The organism is Pseudomonas sp. GD03875 (assembly GCF_029840585.1).
GTDB classification, from domain to species: Bacteria; Pseudomonadota; Gammaproteobacteria; order Pseudomonadales; family Pseudomonadaceae; genus Aquipseudomonas; species Aquipseudomonas paralcaligenes.
Genome location: NZ_JAOCCV010000001.1, coordinates 284,542 through 298,284, shown reverse-complemented (window position 1 = coordinate 298,284; position 13,743 = coordinate 284,542). Strand labels below are relative to the sequence as shown.

General features: G+C 66.1%; 12 protein-coding genes. 7 read left to right on the top strand and 5 right to left on the bottom strand.

All coding sequences use genetic code 11. The annotated features are described in order from the left end of the window. Positions 1-63 precede the first annotated feature (63 nt). Positions 64-735, bottom strand: a complete 672-nt coding sequence (locus tag N5D30_RS01325; protein WP_279907326.1) for a hypothetical protein — start codon at positions 733-735, stop codon at positions 64-66. Positions 736-865: 130 nt separating this feature from the next. Between N5D30_RS01325 and N5D30_RS01320 the strand changes: the two genes are divergently transcribed. Both N5D30_RS01320 and N5D30_RS01315 read left to right on the top strand, forming a co-directional pair. Further along, positions 866-1,510: a DUF480 domain-containing protein gene (locus N5D30_RS01320; protein ID WP_279907325.1), complete on the top strand. Its 645-nt coding sequence runs from the start codon at positions 866-868 to the stop codon at positions 1,508-1,510. Beyond that, positions 1,507-1,806 carry a DUF5629 family protein gene (locus N5D30_RS01315; RefSeq protein WP_279907322.1) on the top strand — a complete coding sequence of 100 codons (300 nt, stop codon included), beginning with the start codon at positions 1,507-1,509 and terminating at the stop codon, positions 1,804-1,806. The genes N5D30_RS01320 and N5D30_RS01315 overlap by 4 nt, the downstream gene beginning before the upstream one ends. A gap of 595 nt (positions 1,807-2,401) precedes the next feature. On the opposite strand, the gene N5D30_RS01310 is transcribed toward N5D30_RS01315, so the two are convergent. The 3 genes from N5D30_RS01310 to N5D30_RS01300 form a co-directional block, all read right to left on the bottom strand. Beyond that, complete coding sequence (locus tag N5D30_RS01310; RefSeq protein ID WP_279907321.1) at positions 2,402-4,729, bottom strand: TonB-dependent receptor; 2,328 nt, start codon at positions 4,727-4,729, stop codon at positions 2,402-2,404. Between the two features lie 66 nt (positions 4,730-4,795). Then, positions 4,796-5,749, bottom strand: a complete 954-nt coding sequence (locus tag N5D30_RS01305) for a FecR domain-containing protein (protein WP_279907320.1) — start codon at positions 5,747-5,749, stop codon at positions 4,796-4,798. Then, complete coding sequence (locus N5D30_RS01300) at positions 5,746-6,282, bottom strand: sigma-70 family RNA polymerase sigma factor (protein WP_279907319.1); 537 nt, start codon at positions 6,280-6,282, stop codon at positions 5,746-5,748. The genes N5D30_RS01305 and N5D30_RS01300 overlap by 4 nt, the downstream gene beginning before the upstream one ends. 119 nt (positions 6,283-6,401) lie before the next feature. Between N5D30_RS01300 and N5D30_RS01295 the strand changes: the two genes are divergently transcribed. After that, entirely contained in the window at positions 6,402-6,794 is a 393-nt protein-coding gene (locus N5D30_RS01295) for a DUF488 domain-containing protein (RefSeq protein WP_279907318.1), read from the top strand. A 41-nt stretch (positions 6,795-6,835) separates the two neighbouring features. Here the strand turns inward: N5D30_RS01295 and N5D30_RS01290 are convergent, their stop codons facing one another. After that, the gene (locus N5D30_RS01290; protein ID WP_279907317.1) at positions 6,836-8,272 is read right to left on the bottom strand and encodes a M48 family metalloprotease; all 1,437 of its coding nucleotides are present in this window, start codon (positions 8,270-8,272) and stop codon (positions 6,836-6,838) included. 98 nt (positions 8,273-8,370) lie between these two features. On the opposite strand from N5D30_RS01290, the gene N5D30_RS01285 reads away from it, so the two are divergent. The 4 genes from N5D30_RS01285 (at position 8,371) to N5D30_RS01270 (ending at position 13,654) form a co-directional block, all read left to right on the top strand. Continuing rightward, positions 8,371-8,610 carry a sulfurtransferase TusA family protein gene (locus N5D30_RS01285; RefSeq protein ID WP_279907316.1) on the top strand — a complete coding sequence of 80 codons (240 nt, stop codon included), beginning with the start codon at positions 8,371-8,373 and terminating at the stop codon, positions 8,608-8,610. Positions 8,611-8,781: 171 nt separating this feature from the next. Further along, positions 8,782-10,923 (top strand): type I secretion system permease/ATPase, encoded by a 2,142-nt coding sequence (locus tag N5D30_RS01280; RefSeq protein WP_279907315.1) that lies wholly within the window; start codon positions 8,782-8,784, stop codon positions 10,921-10,923. A 3-nt stretch (positions 10,924-10,926) separates the two neighbouring features. Continuing rightward, a complete protein-coding gene (locus N5D30_RS01275) occupies positions 10,927-12,342 on the top strand; it encodes an HlyD family type I secretion periplasmic adaptor subunit (RefSeq protein ID WP_279907314.1) in 1,416 nt (471 codons plus the stop codon). Positions 12,343-12,373: 31 nt separating this feature from the next. Next, a complete protein-coding gene (locus tag N5D30_RS01270) occupies positions 12,374-13,654 on the top strand; it encodes a glycosyltransferase family 4 protein (protein WP_279907313.1) in 1,281 nt (426 codons plus the stop codon). The last annotated feature ends 89 nt before the right edge of the window (positions 13,655-13,743 follow it).

Here is a 13,743-nt window from a genome sequence, read left to right as displayed (position 1 = left end):
GACTGTCTGGGTTCGCCCTCAGCATAGGCGCCTCCCCAGCCCTTCGAAAGCGAGGCGGGCCGCTCAGAGGCTGCGCGCGCCGCCGAAGGAGGCGCAGCCCCGGCGCACCTCGCCGTTCAGGCGCAGCTCGGCGCTGAGGTGCTGCACCGAGCCGCTCATGTCGTCCACGCAGCGCTGCGGTGTCAGCCACAGCTCCAGGCGATGGTCGTTGGCCTCGCTGCTGAGGCTGAAGCTGCCGCCTGGCAACTGTTCCTCCAGGTAGGGCACCGCCAGCGGCTCCTGGCCGGGGCGCAGCAGCACCAGGCCGCGTTCGCTCACGCCCAGGCTCCAGTCCGGCTCGTTGCCGCTGGCACGCAGCAGCAGCCGGTCGAAGCCCGGTTCGTTGCAACCCGGGCCCTCGCCCTGCAGGCGGTAGACCCGGTCCAGCCGAAGCTCGCCGTCGAGCCCCGCCTGCTGGGTGCCGCGGGACCAGCCACGGAGGTCGACGAACAGGCTGTCGTGGCCGTCGGCGAGCAGCTCGCCAGCGTCCCGCAGGGCCTGTGCGCTGCCTTCCCCGGCGACGGCGATGCGTCGCTGCTCGCCGCAGGGCTGCAGCACCAGCCGGTCGCCTTCGACGGACAGCTGGCCCTGCAGGCGCTGGGCCGGGACGACAGGTTTCGGGTCGTACACCGTGAACAACTGGCAGCCGGCGAACAGCGGCAGCAGGGCGAACAGCAACGAGCGGGCGTGGGGCATGGTGGCTCTCCTGGCGACAGCGGCCAACTTACCCAGCCAGGGCGGCCAGCTCAAGCGCTGTGGCCTGCGAGTTTTCAGGAGACGCCGGGCGTGTCAGGCTAGGCGTCTTCCACATCGCACGGGAATGCCCATGTCCAGCGTCACAGAAGACCGCGAACCGCTCAACGCCACCGAGATCCGCGTACTCGGCTGCCTGATCGAGAAGCAGGCCACCACCCCGGAAACCTACCCGCTGACCGTCAACGCCCTGGTCCTGGCCTGCAACCAGAAGACCAGCCGCGAGCCGCTGATGAACCTCACCGAAGGCCAGGTCGGCCAGGCCCTGCGCGCCCTGGAAGGGCGCGGTTTCACCCGCCTGGTGATGGGCGGCCGCGCCGACCGCTGGGAGCACCGGGTGGACAAGGCGCTGGAGCTGGTCAAGCCGCAGCAGACCCTGCTCGGCCTGCTGTTCCTGCGCGGGCCGCAGACCATCAGCGAACTGCTGACCCGCAGCAACCGCCTGTACCAGTTCGAGGACGCCGCCGAAGTGCAGCACCAGCTGGAGCGCCTGATCGGCCGCGAACTGGCCTGCCTGCTGCCGCGCCAGAGCGGCCAGCGTGAGGAGCGCTACATGCACCAGCTCGGCGAGGCCGCCGACCTGGAGGCCCTGCTGGCCGCGCGCCAGAGCGATGCCCCGGCGCCCCGTGGCGGCGCAGACGAAGGCCGCATCGCCGAGCTGGAGGCGCGCATCGCCGCGCTGGAAGAACGCCTGGCCCGGCTGGAGGAGCAGGCATGAGCCTGCTCGATGCCCTGCGTGGCGCCGACATGCTGCTGATCGACGGCCTGCACGCCTGGCAGTTCGAGCTGGACGAGCAGGCCACCGGCGAGCAGCCGCAGCTCAGCGTCGAGTGCATGGATGGCCGCGTCCGCCGCGTCTGGCAGTTCAGCACCGCTGCCGTGTCCGCCGCCGTGGCGACGGATGCCGCCGGCGGCTGGCGTATCCGCGATGCCGAAGGCGAGCACGAACTGGTCTGCCTCGGTGCGATCAGCGCCAGCAACGACGAGGACGAGGAAGACGAGCCCGAGTCGTAGGGTGCGCCATGCGCACCGGCAAGCTCCGTAGAGGGCCTTGGTGCGCACGGCGCACCCTACCAACGCCGCGACTTCGCTGCGGGAGCGCGGCGTTTTTCATAGCTGTGTATCCATTATGGGTTGTAGTGCCCTGACCCTTCTGGGTCCCCGCCTGCGCGGGGATGACGAGGCAGGGGTGAGTTTCTGCCGAAACCGTCATTCCCGCGCAGGCGGGAATCCAGAAGCAGGCAGCCGCAGTGTTCAGATAGAGGGGCTTGTCCGCGCAACGTGCAGGGTGGGTCAGTCGCTGCCGGCGTAACCCACCGTGGTGCTTCAGTCGATTGCGCTGGTGGTTACGGCATGTGGCCTAACCCTCCCCACGGGTTCTCCAGGCAGGCCGTTTTCGCAGGGCAGCTGTAGCGTCTGCAACACGCAACAGGGACATAGCCTTTTTCGTAGCTATGTCCCCGTTAAATCTTGCATACCTTCCTTGTGGGAGCGGATTTATCCGCGAATTTCGCGGCCAATCGGAATCCAACCGCTCCCACAAAAAGCAGGATTGCGCCACCAATACGCAACGGGCCATAGCCTTTTCATGACCCGGAGAGCCTGAGCGTCAGAACCGCAGCTGAACGCTCAGGTTGGCCGTGCGGCGGTCGCCGACGTAGTCCACGCCGAGCTGGTCGCTGGCTGTGATGTAGCGGCGGTCGAAGGCGTTGCGCAGTTCGCCGACCACCAGCAGGTTGTCCTGCTCGTAGCCCAGCCTCAGGTTGGTCAGGCTGTGGGAGCCGATCCGCTGGTCGCGGGCGTTGAGGGTCGAGCCGGTGCTGTAGTACCAGTCCTTGTAGCTCAGGTCGCCGCCGGCGAACCAGTGGTCGGCGAAGCGGTAGGTGACTTCCAGCGAGCCCGACCACTGCGGCGCCTCGGGGAAGCGGTTGCCCTCGTGCTCCGGGTGCTGGGTCAGTTCGGTGCGCAGCCAGCCGACCGCGGTGCGGATGTCCAGGTTGTGCAGCGGGGTGGCCTCCAGGCTCAGTTCGGCGCCGTAGGCCTCGGCCTTGCCGATGTTGCGGGTGACCGCACAGGGCATCGGTACGCCGTTGTTGTCGCAGAAGCCGGTGGCGGTGTGCTGCATGTCGCTCCAGTCGTAGTAGAACAGGTTGCCGTTCAGGCGCAGGCGGTCGTCCAGCCAGTGGCTGCGCGAGGCCAGTTCGTAGGACCAGAGGTGCTCGGGATCGACCTCGAAGGCTTCCCGGGACTGCGGGTTGCGCTCGATGAAGCCGCTGCGGTAGCCCTTGGTCGCCGTCAGCGCGAGCCGGTGGTTGTCGGCCAGCTGGTAGGCCAGGCCCAGCTTGGGCAGCAGCGCGTCGAAGCGGGTGTCGCCGGTGAACGGGGCATCGGCCTGGCGGTTGAGGAAGTCGTAGTCGTGCTTCTCGTATTCGTAGCGCAGGCCGGCCAGCAGGCTCAGGCGCGGGGTGAGCCTGTACTCCAGGTCGCTGTAGGCCGCCAGGTTGTCGCGGTCCAGCTGGTCCTCCAGGCTCTGCAGCTGCAGGTAGTCGGTGCCGAGCAGGTATTTCATCTCCGAGTCCACGCTGTGGCGCAGACGGCCGTAGAACACGCCGAACAGGCCGGAGAGGCGGTCGTCGGCGTGGCCGACGCGCAGGCGCAGGTCCTGGGTCAGGTCGCGGTCTTCGCGCAGCTCGTCGCGGACGAACACGTTGGTCGGCGTGTCGAAGTGGGTCCGGGTCTCGGTGAAGGTGGTGGTGCTTTCCAGCGTCAGCCGGTCGCTCAGCGGATAGCGCACGTCGAGCACGTGGTTGTCGACCTCGTTGAGGCGGGTCTCCAGCCAGTGGTACTCGGAGCTGTTCATCACGTAGCGGCGATGGCGGGCGTCGGTGGTCGAGGTGATGGCCGGGTCGTCCTTGCCCCGTGCGAAGCCGTACTGGATGGACAGGCCGGGAACGAACGAGGGGGTGTACAGCAGCTTGGCCCGGCCCTGCCAGTATTCCCCTTCCTGCAGGTACTGCAGTTCGTCCAGGTTGTAGCGGATGCCTTTCTCTTCCCACAGCTTCTCGCCGGCCATGCGGAAGGACAGGTCGTCCGTCAGCGGGCCGGACAGCATCACGGCCTCGTCGTGGCTGTGGCCCGAGCCGAGGGAGGCGCGGGCGGCGCCTTCCCAGTAGGGCGTCGGGTCGTTGGTCTTGACCACCACGGCGCCGGCCATGGCGTTGCGCCCGAGGGTGGTCTGCGGGCCGCGCAGCACTTCCAGCTGCTGCACGTCCCACAGGCCGCGCAGGCCCCGGCGCACGCCTTCCAGGGACTGGGGCGCGCCGTCGATGTACAGGGTGCTGAGGGGCGCCTGGTTGCCGTCGGCGCCCCACAGACCCTCGGAGTTGATGCCGCGAATGGTGAAGCCGTTGTTGTTGCCCCGGCTGGGCGAGGCGTTGACGTTGGGCAGCAGGCGGAAGCTCTCGCGCATGTCGCGGATGCGGCCGGTCTCGATGCGCTGCTGGTCGATCACGCTGACGCTGGCGGGGTTGTCGTCGACGCTGCGCAGGCTCTTGTCGCCGTAGATGGTCAGCGAGTCCAGCTCCAGTGCCTTGGGCGCGTCCTCGATCTCTTGCAGCAGGAAGTGCCGGTCGTCCTGGCGCACCGCCCGCAGGCCGGAGCCTTCCAGCAGCCTGGCCAGCGCTTCCTCGGGCGCGAATGAGCCCTGCAGGCCTGGGCTGTGCAGGCCGCGGACCCGTTCGCTGGCCATCATGACGCTCAGATCGCTGTCGCGGGCGAAGTGGTCGAGCGCCTGGCTCAGGCTGCCGGCCGGGATCGAGTAGTGGCGCGGCGCCTGGTCGGCCTGGGTTCGCTCGGCCAGCGCCACGGGCGCGAGCGTCGGTATGGCGAGGCCGATGAGGGCGGCGAGCAGCAGCTTGTGGTGGGTGGGGGCGGGCATGGCAGATCCTTTTTCGTTCTGTTTGCCTGTTTCACACGCGAGCAGGAAAAAGGTGCCAAACGATGTTCAGGCGGCCTCGACCACCACCCAGTAGCGACTGCGGAAACGCACCGCGACCGGCAGGATGGCGGCCAGGCCGCGCAGGATGGCGTCGGTGTCGTCCAGGCGGAAGCTGCCCGACAGCCTCAGGTCGGTGACCTCCGGCGCGCAGCGCAGGAAGCCCGGGCGATGACGCTCCAGTTCGGCGAGGAACCGGCCCAGCGGCATCTCGTCGGCGAACAGTCGCCCGTCGGTCCAGGCGTCCGTGTGCGGCGGCAGGGCCTCGACGGGCCAGGCGCGGTGTGTGCTGAAGCTGACCTGGTAGCCCTGTTCGACCCGCAGGGGCGGATCGCCGGCAGCGGCCAGGCGCACCTCGACGGCGTGCTCCAGCACGCCCAGCCGGGTGTGGTCGTCGGTTCGGCGGACGTCGAAGCGGGTGCCCAGGGCGCGCATCGCTCCGTGCTCGGTGACGACGACGAAGGGGCGGCGCAGCGGGTCCGCCGTGGTGATGACGAGAATCTCGCCGTCGATCAGCTCGACGCTGCGCCGGTTCTCGTCGAAGTGGAGGTTGAGCCGCGTGTCGCTGTTCATGTGCAGCAGGGAACCGTCCGGTAGCGCCAGCCGCCGTCGTTCGCCCTTGGCCGTGCGCTCCTGCGCCAGCCAGCGCTGGCCCTGGGTGGTCCAGGCCAGGCTGCCGGCGCCGCCTGCCAGGAGCAGCAGGGAGAGCACCTTCAGCGCATGGCGGCGCGCTTCGACAGGGGCGTCCAAGGTGGCGAGGGCGGCCGGGCCGGAGACGCTGCCGAGCATGCCGCAGAGCTTCTCGGCCCGCTGCCAGGCGTGGCGGTGGCGGATGTCCCGCTCGTACCAGCGCCGCCAGTCGGCGAGCAGCGTTTCCGCCACCGGCTGTTCCTGCAGCGCCAGGTACCAGCGGGCGGCCTCCAGCGCGATCTCCGGGGTAAGGGTTTCGTCGGCGCGGCTCATGGTTCCATGGCCAGGATGCAGTGGGCCAGGGCCTGGGCGACGTAGCGCTTGACGCTGCGTTCGCTGACGCCGAGGCGCTCGGCGATCCGCGCATAGCCCAGGCCCTCCAGCTGGGCCAGCAGGAAGGCGCTGCGCACCTTGCCGGGCAGGTCGTCCAGCAGCAGGTCTATCTTCAACAGGGTCTCGATGATCTGCAGGCGCTCCTCGGGCGAGGGAGCCTGCAGTTGCGGTTGCTGCGCCAGCACGCTCAGGTAGGCCGCCTCCAGGGCGCGCCGGCGCTGCAGGTTGGACATCAGGCGCTTGGCGACCAGGGTGAGATAGGAGCGCGGCTCCTGCAGCTGCCAGCCTCCTTGCTTCTCGCGACTGTGCTCGGGCGCGGTGAGCAGGCGCAGGAAGGTGTCGTGGGCGATGTCCGCGGCATCGCTGTGGTTGCCCAGGCGCGACTGCAGCCACTTCTGCAGCCAGCTTCGGTGCAGGCGGTACAGGTGCTCCAGCTGGCGAACGGCGGGGTCGGGCTGTGTCAGTAGGGTCATAACGCTCGCTGTTCTCGGGCGCGGTTTTCTGGGGGATTGCTGCTATTGAGAATTGTTATTGATTGTGCGGCGAGCATGCAAGGTGATTGTCGGCCCGGCCGCGACGAGGAGGAGAGGAGATGATCCGCTGCAAGCGTGTCTACGAGCCGGTCGAGGAGGCGGACGGGCAGAGGGTGCTGGTCGACCGCCTGTGGCCGCGCGGCTGTCGCAAGGATGGCCTGGCGCTGGCGGGCTGGCTCAAGGAGGTGGCGCCTTCGGACGCCCTGCGCAAGGCTTTCGGCCACGACCCCGCGCTGTTCGAAGACTTCCGCCAGCGCTACCGCGCCGAACTGGCCGGCCACCCCGAACACTGGCAGGGACTGCTGGAGATGGCGGAGAAGGGCACCCTGACCCTGCTGTACGCTGCCCGCGACGAACGTTGCAACAACGCCCAGGTGCTCGCCGAGTTCCTCGAGGACGAACTGGACCGGCGCGGACCTTCCAGTTCGCCGGTGTGCTACGCCAGGGACTAGGGGCTGTTGCCGTTTCGCCGAGACCGCAACGTAGCCAGGCTCTATCGCATCATCTTGTCCAGCGCGCGTTTTTCTTCCGCCAGCTCCTGCTGGCGCGCGTCGATCCGTGAGGCCAGGGGGAAGTTGCTGCTGGCGCGGCGCTTGGCCAGATCGAGCTGCTGCAGGGCCTGGTCGTAGTCGCCGACCAGGGCGAAGTATTCGGCGCGCGCCTGGTGCAGGCCGACGATGTGGCGGTTGAGGCCGCGCACTTCCGCCATCTGGTACCACACGTCCGGGTCGTTGCCGCGTCGCTTGAGCAGGGCGTCCAGCGCCGTCTCGGCTTCCTGGTTCTGGTTCTGCTTGAGCATCAGGTCGATGCGCGCCTGTTCCAGGGGGTAGCTGTCCGGGTACAGGCCGCGCAGGCGGTCGACCCGCTGGCGGGCGTCGGCCAGGCGGTTGGCGGCCTCGTCCAGATCGACCATGGCCAGGTTGTAGGTGAGGTTGTCGGGCTCCTTGCCCAGCAATTCGCCCAGCTCCTTGCGCGCCTCGTTCAGACGGCCACCCTTGATCTGGGCGATGGCCAGGCCGTAGCGGGCGGCGTCCAGCTTGGGGTTGCTGTCGAGCATGGCGCGGAAGCGCTTGGCGGCGATGCCGGGCGTTTCCTCGAAGATCAGCTGCACGCGGGCGCGCATCAGTTGGTAGCGCAGGCTGTCTTCCACGCCCTTGGATGGGTACTGCTCGGCGCGGTTGCGGGTGTCGGCGATGCGCGACTCCGTCACCGGGTGGGTGAGGAGGAATTCCGGCGGCTTGGAGTCGTAGCGGTACTGGCGCATCAGGCGCTCGAACATGCTCGGCATGGCCCGTGGGTCGTAGCCGGCCTTCTCCAGGTTGAGCAGGCCGATGCGGTCCGCCTCCTGTTCGTTCTGCCGGGAGAAGCGGCGCTGCTCCTGGATGGCCGCCGCCTGGGTCGACATGATGGCTGCCATGCCCGCGTCGCCGGCGCCGGCCGCGGCGGCGACGATGCCGGCCAGCATCGCGGCCATCATCGGCACCTGCATGCGCTGCTGGGCCTCCAGGCCACGGGCGAAGTGGCGCTGGGAAAGGTGCGCCAGTTCGTGGGCCATGACCGAGGCGTACTCGGCCTCGGTCTGCGCGTTCAGCAGCAGGCCGCCGTTGACCCCGACGATCCCGCCGGGCGCGGCGAAGGCGTTGAGTTGCGGGCTGTTGAGCAGGATGAACTCCAGGCGCCGGTCTTCCAGCTGGCTGGTTTCCGCCAGGCGGTAGACGCTGGACTCCACGTAATCCTTGATAAGCGGGTCGGACAGCTGCGGGACCTGGCCGCGCAGCACGCTGAGCCAGGCGCGGCCGAGTCGGTGCTCCTGCTCCGGCGAGACGATGGAAGAGCTGGCGTCGCCCAGCGAGGGCAGATCGCTGGCGCCGACCGGCACGGCGAGGCAGGCGCAGGCGAGGGCGAACAGGGAAGGGCGCAGAAGATTCATGCACTGGGCTCTTGGTCGAAAGGCTCTACTGTAGCCGCCCCGCCGCTCTGCGTGCCAGGGTTGTGCGGTATCCTTGCCGGCCTGCAAGGAGACTGCCCATGTCCGACATTCCCGCCTGCGATGCCGAGCTGGACGCCAGCGGCCTGAACTGCCCGCTGCCGCTGCTCAAGGCCAAGCTGGAACTCAACCGCCTGCCCAGCGGCGCGGTGCTCAAGGTGACCGCCACCGACGCCGGCTCCCAGCGCGACTTCCGCACCTTCGCCTCGCTGGCCGGCCATGCGTTGCTGCGCGAGGAAGAGGGCGACGGCGTGTTCCGCTACTGGCTGAGGAAGGGCTGAATCTCGGAGGCTGGGCACGTCTAGGCTGTTGATCATCAAGACGGCTGAGGTTTGCATCACGCTTTGACGCGGGTTATTTGACAGCGGATCAAGGCTGGCGTTACCTGAGCCACCGCTTGGCTGCTCTGGATACTGTCGGCCTTGCTCCCAACGTGTTTCAAGGATGGAACCATGGCTGACCAGGGACCGGAATCAGCACCTGACATCTGCCCGGACACCGGGCTCGCATGTCTGGTCATGCTCGCGCGCTTTCACAATGTTGCTGCTTCTGTGGAGCAACTTGCCCACGAGTTCGCGGAGGATGGGCGCCATTTCGGCCGCGCCGAGCTCCTGCTCTCGGCCAGGAAGCTGGGCCTCAAGGCCAAGTCCGTCCGCAGTGCCCTGAGCCGTCTGGACACCACCCCATTGCCTGCGATTGCCGCCGATCACGACGGCCGCTATTTCATCATCGCCCGCATCGACGACGGCAAGGCGCTGATCCACGACCCCCGGGCGCAGCGCCCCGAGATACTCGATTTCGAGCATCTGGAGCAACGCTGGACCGGCGAGCTGGTACTGGTCCGGTCCGAGGCCTCGCTAGCCACCGAACTCTCCAGGTTCGACTTCACCTGGTTCATTCCGGCAGTGGTCAAGTACCGCAAGCTGCTTGGCGAAGTGCTGCTGGTGTCCTTCGTGCTGCAGATATTCGCACTGCTGACGCCACTGTTCTTCCAGGTGGTGATGGACAAGGTGCTGGTGCACCGTGGCCTGTCGACCCTGGATGTGATCGCCATCGGCCTGCTCGGCATCATGATCTTCGAGACCCTGCTCAGCGGCCTGCGCAGCTACGTGTTCGCCCATACCGCCAGCCGCATCGACGTGGAGTTGGGCTCGCGATTGTTCCGCCACCTGGTGACCCTGCCGCTGGCCTACTTCCAGGCGCGCCGGGTGGGCGACTCGGTGGCGCGGGTGCGCGAGCTGGAGAACATCCGCAGCTTCCTCACCGGCAACGCCATCACCCTGATCCTCGACGTGCTCTTCTCGGTGGTGTTCATCGCCGTGATGTTCTTCTACAGCGGCTGGCTGACGCTGGTGGTGATCATGTCGCTGCCGCTGTACTTCATCATCTCGATGTTCATCACGCCGCTGCTGCGAGCCCGGTTGCAGGAAAGCTTCAACCGGGGGGCCGAGAACCAGGCCTTCCTGGTGGAAACGGTCAACGGCATCGACACCCTGAAGTCCATGGCGGTGGAACCGCAGATCGGGCGCAAGTGGGACAACCAGCTCGCCGGGTACGTGGCGGCCAGCTTCAAGACGCAGAACCTGTCCACCATCGCCAACGAAAGCGTGGGCTTCGTCGGCAAGCTGGTCACGGTCGCCACACTCTGGCTGGGCGCGCGCCTGGTGATCGAGGGCGACCTGACGGTCGGCCAGCTGATCGCCTTCAACATGCTCGCCGGCCGGGTCTCGCAGCCGATCATGCGCCTGGCCCAGCTGTGGACCAACTTCCAGCAGGCCGGCGTATCGGTGCAGCGCCTGGGTGACATCCTCAATACCCGTACCGAACTGTCCCAGGCCACCCGCAGCAGCCTGCCGCCGTTGCGCGGGCGGGTCGAGTTCGACCAGGTGCACTTCCGTTATCGCCCGGACGGTTCGGAAATCCTGCGCGGCATCAGTCTGCAGATCGAGGCCGGCGAGGTGATCGGTGTGGTGGGGCGCTCCGGCTCCGGCAAGAGCACCCTGGCCCGCTTGCTGCAGCGCCTCTACACACCGGAACGGGGGCGGGTGCTGGTGGACGGCATGGACCTGGCCCTGGCCGACGTCTCCTCGCTACGCCGGCAGATCGGCGTGGTGCTGCAGGACAACATGCTGTTCGCCCGCAGCATCCGCGAAAACATCGCCCTGACCGACCCCGGAGCGCCGTTGGAGGCCGTGATCGAGGCGGCCAAGCTGGCCGGAGCCCACGAGTTCATCCTCGAGCTGCCGGAAGGCTACGACACCGTGGTCGGAGAGCATGGCGCCTCGCTCTCCGGGGGCCAGCGCCAGCGCATCGCCATCGCCCGCGCGCTGATGGGCAACCCGCGCATCCTGATCTTCGACGAGGCCACCAGCGCCCTGGACTACGAGTCCGAGCGGGTGATCCAGCAGAACATGCAGGCCATCTGCAAAGGCCGCACGGTGATCATCATCGCCCACCGTCTTTCCGCCGTGCGCGATGCCAACCGCATCATCGTCATGGACCGCGGCCAACTCGTCGAGCAGGGCACCCATGCGGAACTCCTCTCCCACCAGGCCGGCCACTACTCGCGCCTGCACCGACTGCAGCAGGGCTGAGCCATGGGCGCCAAACGTGAATTGCTGAACCGCTACCGCAGTGCCTGGCGTCATTCCTGGCGCCAGCGCAAGGCCATGGACGCGCCTGCGCGCATGACTCACGAAGTGCAGTTCCTGCCCGCCGCCCTGGCCTTGCAGGATGCACCCGTCCATCCCGCGCCCCGGATCATCCAGTGGACCATCATGGCGTTCGCCGTCCTGACGTTGCTCTGGGCCTGCATCGGCGAGATCGACGTGGTGGCCACCGCCAGCGGCAAGATAGTCCCCAGTGGCAAGAGCAAGATCATCCAGCCCAGCGAAGTGGCGGTGGTCAAGGCCATCCATGTGTACGACGGCCAGCAGGTCAAGGCCGGTGAACTGCTGGTTGAACTGGACGCCCGGATCACCGGTGCCGACGTGCAGCGTCTGAAGAACGACCTGCTTGCCGCGCAGGTCGACAGCGCCCGTGCCGACGCGCTGCTGGAATCGATCCAGCATGACCGGCCACCGGCTTCGCTGGCCGAACGCATTCCCCAGGCCTTGCCGCAGCAGCAGGCTTCGGCGCAGGCCTGGCTGCAGGGCCAGTACCTGGAACTCAAGGCCGCGCTGGAGCAGGGCGATGCCGAGATCGCCCAGCGCACGGCCGAAATCCAGGCTGCGAAGGCCTGGGTGGCGAAACTGCAGGAATCCCTGCCCATCACCCGCCAACTGGCCGACGACTACAAGCGCCTGCTGGACAAGGCCATCATCGGCAAGCACGCCTTCCTGGAAAGAGAGCAGCGGCGGATGGACCAGGAGCGCGAACTGGCCATCCAGCAGGCCCGCGTGATCGAACTCAACGCCGCCAGGCTGGAAGCCGAACGCCGCCGCCAGGGCGTCATCGCCCAGACCCGCCGCGCCATGCTCGACCTGCAGCACGAGGCGGAACAGCGCGCCGCCGCCTTGGTGCAGGAGCTGGCCAAGGCCGAACAACGCGACCGCCTGATGCGTCTCACCGCCCCTGTGGAGGGCACCGTGCAGCAACTGGCGATCCACACTCCGGGTGGCGTGGTCACCGAGGCCCAACCACTGATGGTGATCGTGCCGAAGGATCAGCCGGTGGAAGTGGAAGCGATGCTGGAGAACAAGGACATCGGCTTCGTGCGGGCGGGCCAGGAAGTGGAAATCAAGGTTGAGACCTTCACCTTCACCAAGTACGGAGTGGTGCATGGCACCGTGCTGAACATCTCCAATGACGCTATCGAAGACGAGCGACTGGGGCTGGTGTACAGCACGCGGATTCAGTTGAAAGAGAACAGCATCCGGGTGGGCGAGCAGCAGATCCAACTCTCGCCGGGCATGGCGGTGCGGGCGGAGGTGAAGACGGACAAGAGGAAGGTGATCGATTACTTCCTCAGCCCGTTGCAGCAGTACGTGGACGAGAGTATGGCCGAGCGCTGACCACCCAAAAGGGAACCAAGGAGGGCTGCACATGAACGTGCTTTTCATCCATCAGAACTTTCCTGGACAGTTCCGTCATATCGCTGTGCACATGGCAAAAATGCCAGGCGTTCAGGTATTAGCCATTGGTCGCCAGCAAGCGCCTGGGCTGCCAGGTATACGGCTCTTGCGTTATACGCCCCATCGCAGGGCTAGCGCTCATACACATCCCTATGTCCGTACTTTCGAGGACGGTGTGCTGCATGGCCAACAGGTCCTGCGCCTGCTCCTTGATCTGAAAGCCAAGGGTTATCGACCGGATGTAGTAGTCGCTCACCCTGGCTGGGGGGAGGCGCTGTATGTCAAAGACGCATTCCCCAATGTGAAGCTGATCCACTTCTGCGAGTACTACTACCAGCCTCAAGGGGCTGACGCTGGCTTCGACCCGGAATTCCCGCTAGCAGTTAACGGCGCGGCTAACATTCGCAGCCGCAACGCCCTGCATTTACTCAACTTGGAAAACTGCGACCTAGGTATAACCCCGACCCGCTGGCAGCACAGCCTGCATCCAGCCGCCTATCGCGACAAGATTCAGGTGATTCATGAAGGAATTGACACCGCGAATCTGGGTCCAGACTCCGAGGCGACTTTGCAACTGCCCAATGGCCGGGTGCTTAAGGCTGGTGAACCGATCATCACGTACGTAGCGCGTAATCTGGAACCGTACCGGGGCTTTCACAGCTTTATGCGCGCGCTGCCCGAAATCCTCAAAGAACATCCAACCTGCCAAGTAGTGATCGTCGGTGGCGATGGGGTGAGCTACGGCAGCAAGCCCAAGAACGCGCCCAACTGGCGCAGCAAATTACTGGCGGAAAATCCGCTCGATCTTAATCGCGTGCACTTTCTTGGCAAGGTGCCTTACGCCACTTATAAGAAAGTGCTGCAAGTTTCTGCTGTGCATCTCTATCTGACGTACCCCTTTGTGCTGTCTTGGTCGTTATTGGAGGCTATGGCTAGCGGATGCTTAGTTGTCGGCTCCGACACTGCGCCAGTGCGTGAGGTTATTCGTGATAAAGAAAACGGCCTGTTGGTGGATTTTTTTAAGTCAGATGAAATTTCCATGCGAGTTATGCAGGGCCTTGTCAGGCAAGAGATATTTAGCGAGTTGCGAGAGGCGGCCTTTATAGCAGCGCAAAGTTATTCCATTGAGCATGGGAATAACTATTACTTTCGGGCAGTTCTAGAGAACTCCGGTGAGGTGGTGTTGGGTAAGGAGGGCTGTGGGGCTGTTTGCCAAGCCAAGCAGGTCGCTAGGTCGGTGTGTGAAAGTTAATATGAGATGCACTGCAGTATTTCTGTACTGAAGGATTTATATGGTTCACTTGATTCTACAAGTGTTTAGTCATTTATTTATTAGGTGTT